Annotated in this window: 18 protein-coding genes; 7 read left to right on the top strand and 11 right to left on the bottom strand. The window is 61.4% G+C overall.

Annotation, left to right across the window (positions count from 1 at the left end; translation table 11 throughout):
* Nucleotides 1–21 precede the first annotated feature (21 nt).
* The 3 genes from AB8B33_RS03230 to AB8B33_RS03220 all read right to left on the bottom strand — a co-directional run bounded on the left by AB8B33_RS03230 (nt 22) and on the right by AB8B33_RS03220 (nt 2152).
* Nucleotides 22–798: a VOC family protein gene (locus tag AB8B33_RS03230; protein ID WP_439014332.1), complete on the bottom strand. Its 777-nt coding sequence runs from the start codon at nt 796–798 to the stop codon at nt 22–24.
* Between the two features lie 112 nt (nt 799–910).
* The gene (locus AB8B33_RS03225) at nt 911–1375 is read right to left on the bottom strand and encodes a DUF1579 domain-containing protein (protein ID WP_439014331.1); all 465 of its coding nucleotides are present in this window, start codon (nt 1373–1375) and stop codon (nt 911–913) included.
* Nucleotides 1376–1408: 33 nt separating this feature from the next.
* Nucleotides 1409–2152 (bottom strand): DUF899 domain-containing protein, encoded by a 744-nt coding sequence (locus AB8B33_RS03220; protein WP_439014330.1) that lies wholly within the window; start codon nt 2150–2152, stop codon nt 1409–1411.
* A 90-nt stretch (nt 2153–2242) separates the two neighbouring features.
* Here AB8B33_RS03220 and AB8B33_RS03215 point away from each other — a divergent pair, with 90 nt between their 5' ends.
* The 3 genes from AB8B33_RS03215 (at nt 2243) to AB8B33_RS03205 (ending at nt 4171) form a co-directional block, all read left to right on the top strand.
* A complete protein-coding gene (locus AB8B33_RS03215; RefSeq protein WP_439014329.1) occupies nt 2243–2689 on the top strand; it encodes a MarR family winged helix-turn-helix transcriptional regulator in 447 nt (148 codons plus the stop codon).
* A gap of 110 nt (nt 2690–2799) precedes the next feature.
* On the top strand, nt 2800–3207 hold the full coding sequence (locus AB8B33_RS03210; protein ID WP_007818807.1) for a MerR family transcriptional regulator: 408 nt from the start codon (nt 2800–2802) through the stop codon (nt 3205–3207).
* Entirely contained in the window at nt 3176–4171 is a 996-nt protein-coding gene (locus AB8B33_RS03205) for an aldo/keto reductase (protein ID WP_439017179.1), read from the top strand. The genes AB8B33_RS03210 and AB8B33_RS03205 overlap by 32 nt, the downstream gene beginning before the upstream one ends.
* 63 nt (nt 4172–4234) lie before the next feature.
* Here AB8B33_RS03205 and AB8B33_RS03200 read toward each other — a convergent pair whose 3' ends face one another.
* Nucleotides 4235–5779, bottom strand: coding sequence for an acid phosphatase (locus AB8B33_RS03200; protein ID WP_439014328.1), 1545 nt, complete (start codon nt 5777–5779; stop codon nt 4235–4237).
* A 211-nt stretch (nt 5780–5990) separates the two neighbouring features.
* Between AB8B33_RS03200 and AB8B33_RS03195 the strand changes: the two genes are divergently transcribed.
* Nucleotides 5991–7289 carry a cytochrome-c peroxidase gene (locus tag AB8B33_RS03195; RefSeq protein WP_439014327.1) on the top strand — a complete coding sequence of 433 codons (1299 nt, stop codon included), beginning with the start codon at nt 5991–5993 and terminating at the stop codon, nt 7287–7289.
* A 57-nt stretch (nt 7290–7346) separates the two neighbouring features.
* On the opposite strand, the gene AB8B33_RS03190 is transcribed toward AB8B33_RS03195, so the two are convergent.
* Nucleotides 7347–7769 carry an organic hydroperoxide resistance protein gene (locus AB8B33_RS03190; RefSeq protein WP_007818814.1) on the bottom strand — a complete coding sequence of 141 codons (423 nt, stop codon included), beginning with the start codon at nt 7767–7769 and terminating at the stop codon, nt 7347–7349.
* Between the two features lie 128 nt (nt 7770–7897).
* Between AB8B33_RS03190 and AB8B33_RS03185 the strand changes: the two genes are divergently transcribed.
* Complete coding sequence (locus AB8B33_RS03185) at nt 7898–8374, top strand: MarR family winged helix-turn-helix transcriptional regulator (protein ID WP_310378109.1); 477 nt, start codon at nt 7898–7900, stop codon at nt 8372–8374.
* Nucleotides 8375–8436: 62 nt separating this feature from the next.
* Here AB8B33_RS03185 and AB8B33_RS03180 read toward each other — a convergent pair whose 3' ends face one another.
* Complete coding sequence (locus AB8B33_RS03180) at nt 8437–9837, bottom strand: MFS transporter (RefSeq protein WP_439014326.1); 1401 nt, start codon at nt 9835–9837, stop codon at nt 8437–8439.
* 123 nt (nt 9838–9960) lie between these two features.
* Here AB8B33_RS03180 and AB8B33_RS03175 point away from each other — a divergent pair, with 123 nt between their 5' ends.
* The gene (locus tag AB8B33_RS03175; protein ID WP_439014325.1) at nt 9961–10923 is read left to right on the top strand and encodes a LysR substrate-binding domain-containing protein; all 963 of its coding nucleotides are present in this window, start codon (nt 9961–9963) and stop codon (nt 10921–10923) included.
* A 143-nt stretch (nt 10924–11066) separates the two neighbouring features.
* Here AB8B33_RS03175 and AB8B33_RS03170 read toward each other — a convergent pair whose 3' ends face one another.
* The 5 genes from AB8B33_RS03170 to AB8B33_RS03150 all read right to left on the bottom strand — a co-directional run bounded on the left by AB8B33_RS03170 (nt 11067) and on the right by AB8B33_RS03150 (nt 16607).
* On the bottom strand, nt 11067–11792 hold the full coding sequence (locus tag AB8B33_RS03170) for a L,D-transpeptidase (RefSeq protein ID WP_113323165.1): 726 nt from the start codon (nt 11790–11792) through the stop codon (nt 11067–11069).
* 176 nt (nt 11793–11968) lie between these two features.
* Nucleotides 11969–12781, bottom strand: a complete 813-nt coding sequence (locus tag AB8B33_RS03165; RefSeq protein WP_439014324.1) for a L,D-transpeptidase — start codon at nt 12779–12781, stop codon at nt 11969–11971.
* Between the two features lie 147 nt (nt 12782–12928).
* Nucleotides 12929–13852: an alpha/beta hydrolase family protein gene (locus AB8B33_RS03160; protein ID WP_439014323.1), complete on the bottom strand. Its 924-nt coding sequence runs from the start codon at nt 13850–13852 to the stop codon at nt 12929–12931.
* Between the two features lie 115 nt (nt 13853–13967).
* A complete protein-coding gene (locus tag AB8B33_RS03155) occupies nt 13968–15593 on the bottom strand; it encodes a cisplatin damage response ATP-dependent DNA ligase (protein ID WP_439014322.1) in 1626 nt (541 codons plus the stop codon).
* A 3-nt stretch (nt 15594–15596) separates the two neighbouring features.
* Nucleotides 15597–16607: a ligase-associated DNA damage response exonuclease gene (locus tag AB8B33_RS03150; protein ID WP_439014321.1), complete on the bottom strand. Its 1011-nt coding sequence runs from the start codon at nt 16605–16607 to the stop codon at nt 15597–15599.
* A gap of 157 nt (nt 16608–16764) precedes the next feature.
* On the opposite strand from AB8B33_RS03150, the gene AB8B33_RS03145 reads away from it, so the two are divergent.
* On the top strand, nt 16765–17361 hold the full coding sequence (locus AB8B33_RS03145; RefSeq protein ID WP_439014320.1) for a DUF922 domain-containing Zn-dependent protease: 597 nt from the start codon (nt 16765–16767) through the stop codon (nt 17359–17361).
* The last annotated feature ends 5 nt before the right edge of the window (nt 17362–17366 follow it).

Below are 17366 nucleotides of genomic sequence, written 5' to 3'. Positions count from 1 at the left end.
TTGCGACCCTTGTCATCGGTGCTACCGCACACCCGCCGAGAGGCAGAAGAACGCTCCCTGCGGGTCTATCGCCTGACAGATCCAGGCCCCTGGGACTTCCACGGGTCCGTGGACCACCTTGCCGCCGCCGGCGTTGATGCGGTCAATGGCGGCATTGAGCGCCGGCACTGTGAAATAGTAGGACCAGAAGGACATGCCGACCTCAGGCGGGCGGGTCATCATGCCGCCGGTCTGTTTTCCGTGCTCGGCGAAGATGTGGTAGACGCCCATCGGACCCATGTCGAAGTCCTGATCCTTCGTCCAGCCGAAGAGCTTGGAATAGAAGTCGAAGGCCTTGGCGCCATCATTGGCGTAGAGTTCGCGCCAGCCGACATGGCCGGGCGTGTCGAAGGGCAGTTCCGGTGGCGGATTTTCCATCGGCAGTGGCGTCATGATGCAGAGCACCGCTCCGTCAGGATCGGCTACCACGGCAAAGCGGCCTATGCCTGGAATATCCGCCGGCTGGCGACGGATAGTGCCACCGTTCGCAGCAAAGTCGCGTGCCGACTGATCGACATTGTCGACGGCGACATAACCGGTCCAGTTCGGCGGAATGCCCTGCCCTTCCAGCTCTGCGGGAAAGGGCATCATGCCGGCGACCCTGACGCCGTTTGCCTCGAAGATGGTGTATTCCGGCTGGTCCGCCGCCGGCATTTTGCTCGACGTCCAGCCGACGACCGAGCCATAGAATCTCGCCGCCGCTTCGGGGTCCGGCGTCATCAGTTCGCACCATATGAACTTGCCATGCGTATTGGACATCGTGTTCTCCTCGGTCCACGCTTGAGTTCTATCTCTTTGTTTTCATGCAATTCCGGACGCAAAACTGCTCTCGCACTTTTGTTGGAATTGCTCTTGATGTGCCCCGGCGATTTCAGCCCTTGCGGGTATATTTGACTTCCATGAACTGCTTCCAGGTGCCGTCAGCTTCCTTGACGCTCGATGTGAAGGTTCTGACGCTGTCATCGAGAAAGGCGATCTGCTCGCGATAGTCGGCAAGGCCACCGCCTTCGAAAGCCGGCCCCCTGGTGTAGAGCGACAGCACATTACCCGAGGGTTCGATCTCACCCTCATAGATCCACATGTAGTCCATCATCGAGCCGATCCAGCTGCCGACATATTTGCCTTTGCTTGGGTCGTAGCCGAGGGTCAGGATCGTCGTCGCCTGCTTGCCGTCGCTCATTTCACCGGCGCCTTCGGCAACGAACCAGATGCCTTGCAGGGAGCGCACGGTCTCATCCCAAGGCTTGTCGCCGGTCATGTCCGAAGCGGCGACGGTCCAGTGACCGACCATTCTCTCCAGGAAAGCATGCTCCTTCAGCACTTCTGCAGTCTTCATCGTCCTTCTCCTCCGGATGATGGATGGCTGGGTCTAGTGGCAGCTGGATGAGGCTTGGGGGGCTTCCTCATATTCATCGTGACGCTTCACGAAATCCATGGTCGAATCTTCGTTGCGGCCCTTGGGCGCGTGATCCAGGATCATCAGCGTACCGAGGATTTCCTCCGCGCCTCGGGCATAGCTTGAATAGGTATGGAACACTTCGCCCTTCTCATTCCGGTAAAAGGCCGAAAGTCCAGGCAGTTCGTCATTGGCGTCAGAGGGCGCTATCGGAGAGAAATTATAAAAGACCTTGTCTTTGGCAAGGTCCTCAGGCGTGAAAGATACGTGATAATCGAAGTTGAAATCGCTGCCGAAGGACGAGACCCACGGGAATTTCCAGCCCATGCGCTGCTTGTAGGCGTCGATCTTGGCAAGCGGTGTGCGGGCGACGGCGACAAGTGTGACGTCGTGGTGATTCAAGTGCGGCAGCGTGCCGTCGAGATGATCGGCGAGGAACGAGCAGCCGGGGCAACCGGCCTCCCATTCGGGGCCGAACATGAAGTGATAGACCATAAGCTGGCTGCGGCCATCGAAAAGGTCGGCGAGCGATTTCGGCCCCTGAGGCGTTTCGAACGTGTAGTTCTTGTCTACTTTCACCCAAGGCAAAGCCATGCGCTCGGCATTCACCTTGTCTCTGAGATGGGTCGCCTCTTTCTCTCTCAAGAGCAAAGCTCGGCGGGCTTCAAGCCATTCCTCGCGGGAAACGGCGGGATTTTGGGTAACCTTGTTCAGCATGATCTACGCCCTCCTCCGGCGCGGCCGGCATTTTCCGGCAGATAGTCTCCTCTTCTTGACTAAATACATTGATATCAATAGAAATAGATCATGTCAAACTCGATCGCGATTCCTTTTTCTACGACGCTTCTGGTGCGGGACACGTGCCTGTGCCTGCATGTGCAGCGCGCCGCCCGTGCGCTCGCAAGGCTGTTCGACGATGCCCTGCGGCCCGTCGGCCTCACCAACGGCCAGTTCTCCCTGCTGATGTCCCTGAACAGGCCGGAGCCGCCGCCTATGGGACCGGTCGCACGCCTGCTCGCCATGGACCAGACGACGCTAACGGCGGCGCTGAAGCCGCTACAGCGCAAGGGTTTGGTCGATGTTGTGCCGGACCCGAGAGACCGGCGCGCCCGCCTGCTCCGCTTAACGGATGACGGGCGGGCAGTCCTGCAACAGGCGCTGCCGATCTGGGAAAGCACGCATGCGGCACTCGAGACGAAATTGCCTGAGGGCAACGGCGATCACCTGAGACGCGACCTGCAATACCTAACGTGACCCTGCAGAGTCCGCATGGGTGGTCGCGAAATTAGCCACAAAAAGCCTATTGACTTAGAGTGCACTCGAAGCCGTAGCTTCCTTGGCGTCGTGACGAAAACAGGTGTTTCATGAAGATCAGTGACCTCGCGAAACGGTCCGGTTTGTCGGCTCATACGCTGCGTTATTACGAGCGTATCGGCCTGCTTCCCTATGCCGATCGCGACCGATCCGGACAACGCGACTACGACGCTTCCATCCTTTCCTGGATCGAGTTTGTCGGCCGTCTGAAGACGACCGGCATGCCGATCCGCGACATGCTCCATTATGCGAAGCTTGCCGATAACGGGAAAGCCACTTTCAGTGAGCGTCGAGAGATGCTTAGGGAGCATCGTGAGCGTGTCCGGGCCCATGTGGCCGATCTCGAAACCTGCCTTCGCGTCCTCGACGGCAAAATCGCCTCCTATGAAGAGGCGGAAGAAAGGATGAGAGATGATAGACTCAACAATGCGGACACGCCGGCTCGGGCAAGGACTTGAGGTCGGATCGATCGGCCTCGGCTGCATGGGCATGAGCTGGGCCTATGGCGCGACCGCCGCCGACAGGGGCGAGGCGATCGCCACGATCCACCATGCGCTTGATCGTGGCGTAACCCTGCTCGATACGGCCGATAGCTATGGCCCGCACACCAACGAAGAACTCGTGGCGGAGGCGATCAAGGGCCGGCGTGATCAAGTCGTACTGGCAACCAAGTTCGGCATCGTGCGCGCAGCTGGGGCGATACCAGGCGTCAGCGCCCAGACAGCAAACGGGCGGCCCGAATATGCAAAGGCATCCTGCGAAGGGTCTCTACGGCGGCTCGGCGTCGACCATATCGATCTCTACTATCTCCACCGTGTCGATCCCGATACGCCGATTGAAGAGACCGTGGGCGCGATGAAGGAACTCGTCGAAGCCGGCAAGGTCAGACATATCGGTCTGTCGGAAGCCCGCGCTGACACAATCCGCCGGGCACATGCCGTGCATCCCATTACCGCCGTTCAAAGCGAATATTCGCCCTGGTCACGCGATCCGGAAGGCGGCGTGTTGCAGACGCTTCGTGAACTCGGGATTGGGCTCGTGGCCTATTCGCCGCTCGGACGCGGCTTCCTGTCCGGCGCGATCAAGTCCGTCGATGAACTCACGCCCGATGACTACAGGCGGACCTCGCCGTGGTTCATGGGTGAAAATTTCAAGCGCAATCTCGAGCTCGTCGCCCTGTTCGAAGAGATTGCGCGCCGCAAGGGCGCAACACCGGCGCAACTGGCTCTCGCCTGGGTGATGGTTCAGGGCGAAAATATCGTGCCCATTCCCGGCACCCGCCGCCGCGCGCGACTGGACGAGAATCTTGGAGCGGCTGGCGTTGATCTTACACCACAGGATCTCGAGGAAATCGCCAGGGCCCTGCCCCGCGCCGTCGGAGATCGCTACGGCGAAATCGGCATGCGGGCGCTCAACGGATAAACATCCGGAAGTCGAAGTCTTCTCCCCAACCTGTGGGGAGAAGACATAGCGTTGTCGCGACGATCAGCGCGACAGATCAAGCGCTGCCGTCAGGTTGCCCATCGGCGCCTCGCTGTTCAGCGCCAACGCCTTATCGCGGGCGAGCAGGCCCGGCAGCACCGGCAGGTCGTAACGGGCGGTGATCAGGCGCAGGATCGAAGTCGTATCATACTGGGTGTGATCGACCATGCCGCCCTTGGCGTAGGGCGAGATGATGAAGGCCGGTATGCGGTTGCCCGGGCCCCAGCGGTCGGCCTTCGGCGGAGCGACGTGATCCCAGAAACCGCCGTTTTCGTCATAGGTGACGATGACCAGCATGTGCTCCCATTGCGGGCTCTTTTCGAGATGCGAGACCAGATCGGCGAGGTGCTGGTCGCCGCTCGAAACATCGGCGTAACCGCCATGTTCGTTGAGGTTGCCCTGCGGCTTGTAGAAGGAAACGGCCGGCAGCTTGCCGTCGTCGATATCCTTGATAAAGGCTTCGCCGCCTAGGCCGCCGTCCTTCAGGTGCTCGGCGCGGGCGGCCGTGCCCGGCGCATAGTTGGCGAAGTAGTTGAAGGGCTGGTGGTGGAACTGGAAGTTGGGCACCGGCGTGGCATTCTTGCCATCGAGTGCTGCCTGCCAAGCGCCGCTATACCATGCCCAGGTGACGCCCTTCAGCGACAGCAGGTCGCCGATGGTAATCTCGTGCTGCGGTGGCAGGGTGTTCGGCTGCGAGGGATCGGCATAGGCTGCATCGCCGTCCTTGGCCGGGGCGTTGGCGCTCGGCTGATAAGGCGGCTGCATGGTGTTGACCGCGTAGAAATCCGGTGTGAGGTTGCCGTCGGAGACGAATTTCGGAGCACCTTCGAGGGCGGATTTCGGTCCGTTGTCGGCAACGGTCAGCGAAATGCCGTCGGCATCGACCTTGGCGATCGTCGGCTTGGCCGGGCTCTTGTCGGCATCCGTATAATAGGGCGCGCAGGCGCAGATCAGCTGGAAGTGGTTGAAGAAAGAGCCGCCGAAACCGCCCTGGAAGAAATTGTCGGCAAGGACGTATTTCTTGGCGACCTGCCACATGGGCAGGATCGAGCCGTCATAATGGCCCATGACGAGGCCACCGGAATCGGCCCAGGCGACGAACTTATCGTTCTTGCCGCCGTCGATCTGCATCTGCTCCTGATAAAAACGATGCCAGAGGTCGCGGGTGATGACGTTTGTCGTCTGGGCAAAACCCTTGGGATCGTCGATCGAGAAGACGGCGTTGGCGAGGTGAGCGGACTGGGCCTCGGTGATGGCGGGCGTGACACCCTTGGCGGTCAGGCCGCCCCAGGAAGGCGGCAGTTCGGCGAGCGGCGCGCCGTCGCGATCAAGCTGCCGTGCCTGGCTTTCGCTTGCATTGGCAAGGCCGTTGGCGCCCGGAAAGCTGCCATAGAGGTTATCGAAACTGCGGTTTTCAGCGTAGATGACGACGATATTCTGGATCTTGTCCATACCGGCGGGTGCTGCATAGGCGGCCGCGGCTGATACCAGCGGCAGCATGGCCGAGCCGGCCAGCGAAAGATTGCGGAGGAGATTCAGTCTGGTCATGGCGGGATACCTCATGGCTAAGGGGGCGTGGCTAGAGGGGCGCCGGGCGGACGTGGAATGGCCAAGCGCAGGCGAGACGCTATTCCCGCCATCTATCAACTTTGTGACATCGGACGGGTTGCGGCTGCGGCCGGTACGCGCGCGTCATCAATCTGTTGCAGTCAGGTTCGATCATGAGGGCCCACAATGTTAACCCATTGGAATCCCTGACATGGCGACGAAGATTATCTGGCTCCTCCGGTCTGGCTTGGCGCTCGGTTTGGCAGCGACAGCGCTCGATTTTGCCATTCTGCCCCTGCGGCAAAGCAGCGCGGCCGTTGCCGGCGGTGTGCATCCCGGCCCCATGTCACGGGCGCAAGCCTATGTCCGCGCCGAAGCGCTGACGGAACTCGGCCGCAAGATGTTCTCCGACACGTCGCTTTCCGCCTCCGGCGTGCAGGCCTGCGCCTCCTGCCACGATCCGCATCACGGCTTCGCCCCGTCTTCCGCGACGCCGATCGAAATGGGCGGGCCGGATATGGACCAGCCGGGACTGCGCGCCGTGCCAACCTTGCGCTACCTGCAGGCGATACCCTCGTTCACAGAGCATTTCTACGATTCCGAAGACGAAGGCGACGAGAGCGTCGACAACGGGCCAACAGGTGGCCTGACCTGGGACGGGCGCGTGGACCACGGTTACGATCAGGCGAAGATCCCCCTGCTTTCGCCTTTCGAAATGGGCAACAAGGATGAGGCCCAGGTCGTCGCCTCGCTCGGCAAGGCGGTCTATGCGGAGGATTTCCGGGAGATTTTCGGCCAGGACATATTCGGTAATGCCAAGGATGCTTTCCAGGGTGCGGTCGAGGCTCTCAGCACCTTCGAGCAGAGCGGCGCGGATTTCTACCCCTACACCAGCCGCTATGACGCCTTCCTTGCCGGCAAGGGGACACTGACTGCGCAGGAGATGCATGGGCGTGAACTCTTCGAGGATCCGGCCAAGGGAAACTGTTCGAGCTGTCATTTGAGCGAGCCCGCCAACGACGGCGAGCCGCCGCAATTTTCCGACTTCGGCTTCCTCGGGCTGGCGGTGCCGCGCAACATGGCGATCCCCGCCAACAGCGACCCTGATTATCACGATCTCGGCCTCTGCGGCCCTCAGCGTGCCGACTTCAGGAACCGGCCGGACTATTGCGGCTTGTTCCGCACGCCGACGTTGCGCAATGTGGCGCTGAAGAAGAGCTTCTTCCACAATGGCTACTTCCATTCGCTGCGTGACGTCGTCTCCTTCTACGCTACGCGCGACAGCGATCCCGGCCGCTGGTATCCGAAGAATGCCGATGGCACGATCCGCAAATATGACGATGTTCCGCAGGTCTATTGGGACAATCTCAATCAGGACCCGCCCTTCGGCCGCAAGCCCGGCGACCCGCCGGCGCTGACGGAATCGGAAATCGACGACATCGTCGCCTTCTTGGGCACGCTGACAGATGCGGACCAACTGCCCGGCCCGACGCAGCAGGCGGCGCATTAATTCAAAAGAAAAGGCCGGAGCAATGCCCCGGCCTTTATTCATTGGTGCTGCAAGTAATCAGGCAACCGTGACCGGAACTTCGGTCGAGGTACGCATGGCGTGGCTGTAAGGGCAGACGATGTGGGCCGCCGCAGCGAGCTTTTCAGCGGTTTCGCGGTCGACGCCCGGGATGTTGACGGTCAGGGCTACTTCGATACCGAAGCCGCCGCCATCCTCACGCGGGCCGATGCCGACGGTTGCGGAGACAGTGGTTTCCTCGGGAATCTTGACCTTTTCCTTGCCGGCCACAAATTTCAAAGCACCGAGGAAGCAGGCCGAATAACCGGCCGCAAAGAGCTGTTCGGGATTGGTGCCCGTTGCGCCGTCGCCGCCGAGTTCCTTCGGCACGGTCAGCGTGACGTCGAGAACACCGTTTTCGGAAACGGCTCGGCCTGCGCGGCCACCGGTGGCGGAAGCTTTGGTCGTATAGAGAATAGGCATAACAATCTCCTGTGGTTGGCCCCGTTCGTTCGGGTTGAGTTTTTAATAACGCCCAATTAAATTGTACGCAAGTGAATTTTGCAAATTGCATTCGGAATTTGAAAAGAGGACAATGAAGACCTCTAGGGATGGCAGAGATGAAAGCGAGACCTGCGAAAGTGATGGAAATACCGGAAGAGGAAAAGCGGCTGGAGAAGCAGCTCTGTTTCGCGGTCTACGCGACAGCGCATGCCTTTACCCGCGCCTATAAGCCCATACTCGACAAGGTGGGCCTCACCTATCCGCAATATCTCGTCATGCTAGTGCTATGGGAAAAGGCCGAACTGCCAGTCAAGACGATCGGCGAGCAGCTCGATCTCGATTCCGGCACGCTCTCCCCTCTCCTCAAACGGCTGGAACAGAACGGCCTCATCAAGCGCACCCGCGATTCCCGCGACGAGCGGCAGGTTATCGTGTCGCTGACGCCGAAGGGTCAGGCGATGAGGGGCGAGGTCAATACGATCATGTCTTCGATCGGCGAGGCGATCGGCTGCACGCTGGAGGAAATGGCGGTCATGCGCGACATGCTGACCCGGCTCAGGGGAAATCTCAACGCAAGCATATAAGCCGGGACTTGATCATCGGCTGAAAGAAGATGCCCGCGCCACCCCGGCGCGGGCAATTTGCATTATTCTGCTGCCTGATAGGCTTGAGGGCGAAGCGTGGAGGTCTTCGGGCCGACAGCGGCAAGCAGGGTGATCAGGATCGCCAGCAGCGCCACGAAGACGATACCGCCGACATAGGGATCCCAGCCGAAGTGCGGGGCTGCGGCGAAGATTGCGGAGGCCGCCGCAAGCACAATGCCGCCGCCGATCTGGAAGGAGGCAAAGAGCAGGCCGGAGGCAAGGCCGGACTTGTCCTCTTCGACATCAGACAATGCGGCAACCTGGATCGCCGGATAGGTCATGGCATAACCGACGCCGAGCGGGATCTGGTTCAAGGCAACCAGGATGATCGGATCGATGTGGCCGACCAGCGCTACCCAGAGGATGTAGCTCGTCGCCTGCAGGCCGACGCCGACAGCCATCAGGCCCGTCGTGCCGCGGTTCTGCGCCACAGTGGCAAAACGCGGCGCCAGGAACATGACGCAGACGCCGCCGAAGGCGAAGCAGAAGCCGGTGGCAAAGGCCGACCAGCCGATGACATCCTGATAGTAAAGCGTCGCGATGAACTGGAAGCCGACATAGGCGCCCTGGAACAAAGCGGCGATGGCATTGGCATGGCTGAGTTTTGCCCTGCGGAAGATATGCAGCGGCACCATGGGATCGGCATGGCGCGATTCGACGATCAGGAAGAGTGCGATCAGCACCACGGAGGCAACGAGCGAACCCCAGGTGAAGAAGTCATTCCAGCCGGCTGCGGCAGCATTGGTGATGCCGAAGACGAAGAGCAGCAGGCCGGGGGTGATCGTCAAGGCGCCCGCCCAGTCGAAATGCTTGCGTCCCTCGCCGCGCCGCGCATCCGGAGGCAGGACAAAGGGAGCGATCGCCAGCGTGAGGATTGCGACCGGAGCGCCCATGACGAGCGTTGCCCGCCAGCTCACGAGGGTGGCGGCACCGCCGAGCACCATGCCGAGCACGAAGCCGGTGGCGCCCGTGGAGGCGAAGACGCCGAGCGCCTTGGCCCGCTTCTCGCCCTCGCCGAAGACGGAGAGCAGCAGGGCAAGTGCTGCCGGGGCGGTAAAGGCTGCGGCGATGCCCTTCACAAGGCGGGCAGCGATCAGCGTCGGCCCGCTATCCACGAAGCCGCCGGCAATGCTGGCGGCCGCGAAGATGCCGAGCGACCAGAGGAAAACGCGGCGGTGGCCGAAGAGGTCGGCGACACGGCCACCGAGCAACAGGAATCCGCCATAACCCAGCACATAGGCGCTGACGGCCCATTGAAGCGAGGTTGCCGGCATACCAAGTTCGGTCTGGATGGCAGGCAGGGCGACCCCGATGGTGGACACATCCATGGCGTCAAGGAAATTCGCAGCGCAGAGCAGCAGCAACGCCAGGCCGGCTCCGCGTGGAGATGGGGAATTGGTCATCGATCTCAGTTCCTTCTTTGCTGCCGCTCTTGCCGGGAGGCTGGCCGGCGGCAGGGAACGAGAAAATGTACAGCTTCCGACCCTATTGCAAATTGATAGTACCCATGTCAGGTATTACTGGTAATGATGAATGACGTTATCCTTCGCAAAATCGACCTGAACCTCCTGCTCGCCTTCTCGGTGTTGATGCAGGAGCGCAACGTCAGCCGCGCTGCCGAAAGGCTGCTGCTTGGCCAGCCCGGACTTTCGGCCGCTCTCAAGCGGCTGCGCGAGGCGCTTGATGATGAGCTGTTCGTGCGCGTCGGCCGCGGCCTGCAGCCGACGGCGCGGGCGCTCGCCATCGCTCCAGCAATCGAGGATGCGCTCTCCGGCATCGAACGAGCCATCCGCCCGCCCACAGGCTTCGATCCATCAACCTGGCAGGGCGAATTTCGTGTCGGCATGTGCGACAACCTGGAAACCGCCTTCTTCGGCCCTCTGGTCGCGCGGCTGCGCCAGCTTGCTCCGGGCGCACGGCTCGTCGGGGTTGCAGCCGACAAGCGCGATGCGGCGCAGATGCTCGATGACGGCGCGTATGAATTCAGCATCTCCGTTCATGGCGAACCGGCCTCCTGGCATATCCGCATGCCGTTGTTCGAGCAGTGCTCGATCGCCATCTACGATCCGCAGCAGTTGAAGCTGAAGCCGCCGATCAGCGTCGAGGATTTCATCGCCGCGCCGCATATCGCCATCTCCTTTTTCGGCAGCGCGACGACGGCGGTCGATGCCGCGCTCGACAAGGTGGGCCTGAGCCGCAACGTGGTGGCGACCGTTCCCCGCTATTCGGCCGTGCCGCCGGCGCTGAGAGCCATGCCGTCGATCGCCGTCGTGCCGGAATCGCTGGGGCGCTGCATGGCGCAGCTTCATAATCTCGAGGTGTCGATGCCGCCGATCGAGCTGCCGGCCGATCCGGTGTCGATGCTGTATCGGCGGGTGGATAGGGCGGACGAGCGGGCGTCGTGGTTTCGGCGATTGTTTGTCGAGGTGGCGGATAAGGCACTGCTTGCTTCGGGGTGCAGAGCTGGGATTTGCGCTGAGGCGGCGTAACTATCAAGTCAAAAGAAAACCGCCCGTGTTGGGCGGTTTTTTGTTTTGGGCGAGGCACCCTCCGGCCCTGCGCTTGCGCTTTGGGCGTTCGTCACTGCAATCGATTCACTGTATCGATTGCTCGGGCTTCGCCCGACCGTTCCTCACTGCCAAACAACGATCGGGGTTTTGTTGGGAACGCGATCGTAGAGGTCAATGATGTCCTGGTTGAGCAGGCGCACGCAGCCCGACGAGACCGCCTTGCCGATGGAGCGCCATTCCGGGTTGCCGTGCAGGCGGTAGAGCGTATCTTCGTTATTCGAGAAGATGTAGAGCGCACGCGCACCGAGCGGGTTCAGGAGGCCGGGCTCCATGCCGCCGCGGTCGATCGAGTATTTCGCAAGCTCCGGCTGGCGGGCAACCATCTCATTCGGCGGCTTCCAACGCGGCCATTTCTGCTTCCACTGGATCACGCCATTACCCGACCAGGCGAAGCCTTCGCGGCCGATGCCGACACCGTAGCGCATAGCCATGCCGCCGGGCTGGACGAGATAGAGGAAGCGCGAGGGCGTATCGACGACGATGGTGCCGGGCGGCTGGCCCGTCGGATCCACGACCTGCTGGCGATAGTAGCGCGGATCGATCTGCTGATAGGGAACGGCGGGGATGAGGAAACCGCCGTCTTCGATTGGGCCGTACATGACGGCAAGTTCTGCTTCGCCGGGCACGCTCGTCGTCTGGAACGCGCGGAAGGGCGAACGGTAGCTGATCGACATGCCGCCATTTTCGACCGTATTCGAAGTGGAGGCACAGCCTGCCAGCGCGGAAGCCGCTGTCAAAGCCGAAAAGGAAAGAAAGCTACGACGGGAGAGGGGTTTATCGAGGCTCATGACGCGGGACTGATTTCCTTCGTGATACGGGGCTTGCCATAAACGCAGCTCGCCCCTGATTCGTCCAATGCCGAAATCGACAAGGAAAAAATCTATCGGCTTATACTAAATAAACCATAGCATCACGCAGACGTGTCCAGCTCCAGGCAGACGATCTCGCCTGCCCTGTTGCAGCCCTACATCACAACGATCTCGGACTTGGCCGGTACGCGGTCGTAGAGATCGACCACATCCTGATTGAGCATGCGCACGCAGCCGGAGGAAACCGCCTTGCCGATCGACTGCCAGTCGGGCGTGCCGTGAATGCGATAGAGCGTGTCCTGGCCGTTCTTGAAAATATACATGGCGCGAGCGCCGAGGGGATTTGCAAGGCCCGGATTCATGCCGCCATTTTCCGCAGAGAAGGGACGAACTTCCGGCTGGCGGGAGACCATTTCGACCGGCGGCGTCCAGCGCGGCCACTTCTGCTTCCACTGGATCACGCCACGGCCCTTCCAGGCGAAGCCTTCGCGGCCGAGACCGACACCGTAACGCATCGCCCTGCCATTGGGTTCGACCAAATAGAGGAAGCGGTCCTTGGTATCGACGACGATCGTGCCGGGGCGCTCGTTGGTCTGGTAATCGACCTCCTGGCGCAGATATTCCGGATGGATGCGAGTGGCGGGGATGGCAGGCAGCGTGAAGTCGCCGTCCCTCAACTGGCCATACATGCCCATGTCGAGGTTCAGCGGGTTGCTGACTGGCAGACCGTAAGTCTGGTGGAACTGCGTCTTGTAGAGTTCGCGCGTCTGCGGCACCGGCTGATCGGGGATCGGCTTGACGCGGCGCGGATCGACGCCTGGGGGCTCGTAGAAGACCGGCGAGATTTCCTGCACAAAGCGCGCAGGCGAATCGGCTGCGACATCGGGCACGAGAATATTGCAGCCGCTGAGCGTCATTGCGGCAGCCGCGAGCCCGGCAAAGGGGAAAGCCCGGCGCAGAAAATTCATGAAACCACCCTCATCAGCGACAACAGAGATAGCATTATCTGCTCGCAAGATGGCATTCGCGGCTGGCGCGAGGCTGGTGGCCGAAGCTAAAATCAGCTGAAAAAGACTGATGATGCAGGTCCTTGCCGGACCCGCATCGGGCGGCTATCAGGCCGCCACACCGTGGAAGAATTGGATGCTCTGTTCGATCTCGGCCGGCAGCGCCGAGGTATGGTTGCCGGCGACCGTATCGGCTTCAATATGCGTGCCTGCCGCACGGGCGCGCGAGACAAGCAGATCGGCGCGATCGTTGAAGTGAGACTCTTCCGTGCCGTGCAGTACGCGCACCGGGCATTTGAAGCTGTGTGCGTAGCAAAGTGCCGTGCGTACCTCGAATTCATGCGTGTTGGAATCGTCGAAACGGATGTCTTCAGGATAACGGTTGAAGAAACGGAAGGCATCCGCGTTACCTGAAATCGGCACGGCCGCCCGAAAATGATGCGTACTCATCGCCGTCAGCATGGTCAGCGTGCCGCCGACGCTGTGGCCGGCAATGAAGAGGCGCTCGGGATCGACGCCCGGCAGATGGCGCAGGCGCTCGGTCGCGGCGAGCACGTCGTCCACCTCGTCATAGAAGCCTGAGAAATTGCCCATCTGGCCGTTTTCGCCGCGCATGGACGGCATCATCACCACATAACCGGCATCGATGTAGGGCTTCATGAGCTGCCAGTGGCCCATGCCCATGGCATTGCCGCCGTGAAGGAAGAGGATACCGGGCTTTGGCTTGCTCTCGCGCTTGTATTTGGACACCCAGGCCGTCAGTTCCAGCTCGCCGCCATAGCCGGAGCGGTAGAAGATCCGGTCGGCATCGGGGGGTGCTGTCAGCGGCTCATATTTGTCCGGCGCCGGCCCCTTCTGCAGCAGCTTGGTGCGGAAGCGATGGCGGACACTGGCATAGTCATGCTTGGCGAGCCTCGGAACATCGGGAACATCGAAGGCATTCGCAAGCCGAGGCAGCAAAAGAGAGCCAGCCATGCCTGCAAGCAGGCCGCGGCGTTGACGGAAAAAGGCATTTCGTTCTTGCGAGCTCATACGCGGCACCCATCATTTCCCCGGCTCAAAAAATCTGCACCGGAAGAGCGTTGCCGCCAATACACATGCTGTTGAAAACGGGGGGCCTGCGTCATTTTTGCGCAGGCAGATATCGTCAACCCGCCTTGGCGTCGATCATAGCAATGAGCGTGCGCAGGCGATCGGCCTCGTAGGAGGGCTTGTCGGGGCGCAATCTCGCAATGCGAGGGAAGCGCATGGCGACGCCCGACTTGTGGCGAGTGGAGCGATTGATTCCCTCGAAGGCGACCTCCACCACGAAGCCGAACTCCTTATCCGCCCGCACTGCCCTTACCGGACCGAAGCGCTCGGTCGTGTTGTTACGCACAAACTTGTCCAGCACTTCGAGCTCGGCATCGGTGAAGCCGAAATAGGCCTTGCCGACGGGGACGAGCTGTTCACCATCCTCGTCATCCGCCCAGACGCCGAAGGTGAAATCCGAATAATAGCTGGAGCGCTTGCCGTGGCCGCGCTGGGCGTACATCAGCACCGCATCGACATTGTAGGGATTGCGCTTCCATTTGAACCACGGCCCCTTCATACGGCCGGCCTGATAGATGCTGTCGCGACGCTTGATCATCACGCCTTCGATAACGGGATCGGGCGGGGCGGCGCGCAGATCGTCCAGCTCCTCCCAGGTGGAGAAAGGCACTAGAGGAGAGAGGTCGAAGCGGTCATGCGGAGCGCGGTCGATGATTTCCGAGAGCCGATCGCGACGCTCGACATAGCTCTTGCCGCGCACGTCCTGCTCGCCGTCGAAAAGCATGTCGTAAGCGCGGATGAAAGCCGGATATTCCTCCAGCATTCTTGCCGTCACCGTCTTGCGGTTCAGCCGCTGCTGCAGGTCGGAGAAGGTGCGGGTCGGATTATTCGAACGCGCCGTTCCGCCGACCAGAAGCTCGCCGTCGATGACGCCGGAAAGGCTGATCGCTTCAAGAATATCAGGAAAGGCGCCGGAGATATCATCGCCGGAGCGGGAATAGATCCTGCGCGTCTCGCCGGAGCGGGACAGCTGCACGCGGATGCCATCCCATTTCCACTCGGCGGCATAATTGGTGGGGTCGAGACTATCAAGATCACCCTCCTCCACCGGATTGGCAAGCATGACGGAATGGAAGATGGCAGGCGTTGCAAGCACCGGCTTTTCCTCACCGCCCTCCAGCCATTTGAAGAGCGATTCATAAGGCGGCTGCAGGCCGTGCCAGAGGGTTTCGATCTCGGTGACGTCCTTGCCGCCGAGATCGGCGAGCGCCTGCTTGGCAAGTCGCGCGGACACGCCGATACGCAGCGCCCCGGTCGCGAGCTTGATGAAGGCGAAACGGCCGGAAGAATCCAAGCGGTCGAGCAGGTCGCGCACGAAGCTGCGCACCTCGGTGCGGCCGAGCGAATTCATCCTGACGACGACTTCGCCAAGACGCGGCTGGGCGAGTGCGGAGCGGTCGATATCGCGCTCATTGTCCCAGACCAGCGAGATGGTTTCGGCGAGGTCGCCGACATAGTCGTAGGAATAACGGAACAGCACTTCGTCCATGCGCTCCAGCACCAGCTCGCGCAGCATGGCGGGCTTGACGTTGCGCACCTCCAGCGTGCCGGCAATGGCGGCAAGGCCATAGCCGCGGTCGGGGTCCGGTGTGTCGCGGAAATAGTCGGTCAGGAGCTTCAGCTTGCCGTTGCGGCTGGGGGTGAGAACCAGGCGGTCCAGGAGGTCGGCGAAGGCTTTCATGCTTCAATCCCCCTCATCCTCATAGCCCACCAGATGGAGCGGCTTGGCCTTGATGCCCTGCAGCTCGCACCAGCGCACCAGCGCCTCCTCGCGGCCATGGGTGACCCAGACCTCCTGCGGGGCAAGCTCGGTGATCGTCTCGGTCAGTTCCGGCCAGTCGCAATGGTCGGAGATGACGAGCGGCAGTTCGACACCGAGCTGTTTGGCGCGCTGGCGCACCATCATCCAGCCGGAGGCGAAGGACGGCAGCGGATCGTTGAAGCGGCGGGCCCAGCGGTCGGCAAAGGCAGAGGACGGGCCGACGACGACGGCGCCCTTGAAAATGGACTTGTCGCGGCTTTCGATCGTGGCCGGCAGCAGTTCGCCAAGATCGATGCCCTGGCTGATATAATAATCGCAGAGCCGTTCCATGGCGCCGTGGATATAGATCGGCTCGCCATAACCTGTATCGCGCAACAGGCGGATGACGCGCTGCGCCTTGCCGAGCGCATAGGCACCGACCAGGTGCGTGCGTTCGGGGAACTGGCGCAGCGAGGCGAGAAGCTTGCCGGTCTCGTCGATCGGATCGGGATGGTGGAAGACCGGCAGGCCGAAGGTCGCCTCGGTGATGAAGACATCGCAGGGCACCGGCACATAGGCATCGCAGGTCGGGTCCGGGCGGCGCTTGTAATCGCCCGATACGACGATGCGTGTGCCATTCCTCTCGATGGCGATCTGAGCCGAACCGAGCACATGGCCGGCGGGATGGAAGCTCACCTTCACGCCGTTGACGACGAGTTCCTCCCCGAAGGCGACCGGCTGTTCGCTGGCTGAGCAGCGGTCACCGTAGCGGATGCGCATGATGTCGAGCGTCTGGCGGGTGGCGAGCACATTCACGTGGCCTGGACGCGCGTGATCTGAATGGCCGTGGGTAATCAGCGCCCGCTCCACCGGCCGCACCGGATCGACATAGAAGCCGCCTTCCGGGCAATAGAGCCCCTCGGGGGCGGGATAGAGCAGCGCGTCTGGTCTCATGACAGCAAAGATAGTGGGAAATGTGTTTTGCGCCAGAGGGATACACAGCGCCAAATTTAGCAGTGAAGGCGGGCTATGCGGGCCTCCCGTCCATTGCATCCGCCCACAAGCCTCGTTAGCTTCCCCGCGCTGCAGCAGGGAGGCGAATGAGAGGCGCATGCGGACTGTTATCGGATATGGACTACTGGCGCTCGGGCTGATGCTGCCTGCCGCGGCCTCGGCAACCGACTGGCAGCCGAGCGAGGAAGTAAAGGCTTATGCAATCACCGGCCGCACCGGCATGGAACTTTACCGGTCCATTGGCGGACGCGGGCCGCAGGCTGGGCTGGGTCGGGTGATCGCACATACGACTTTCAAGCTGACCTGGACGCGCAAATATGAACAGCAGGGCAGTGCCTGCACGCTGACTTTCGCAAAACCGAAGCTCACCATCATCTACACGCTGCCGAAAGCGCCAATCGACCTTCCGGCGGCGACCAAGGCAAGCTGGGACAGCTTCATCGCCGGCGTGCGCACCCATGAGCGCTGGCATGGCGAGACGATCATCGAGATGGTCAAGGAGATCGAGACGCTGAGCAATGGCTTCTCAGTGCCCGATGACCCCGGCTGCAAAAAGATCAGGCCTGAACTGACGGTACGGCTCGGGGAGCTCTCCAACAAGCAACGCCAGCGCGGCCGGGATTTCGACCGCGTGGAAATGAGCGAGGGTGGCAACATCCAGCAGCTCATCCTGAAGCTGGTGAACGGTCCCTGACCGGT

The sequence above is a fragment of the Rhizobium sp. 768_B6_N1_8 genome, assembly GCF_051811225.1.
Taxonomy (GTDB): domain Bacteria; phylum Pseudomonadota; class Alphaproteobacteria; order Rhizobiales; family Rhizobiaceae; genus Rhizobium.
The sequence above is the reverse complement of the archived record's forward strand: the minus strand, read 5'-3'. Positions and strand labels throughout refer to the sequence as shown.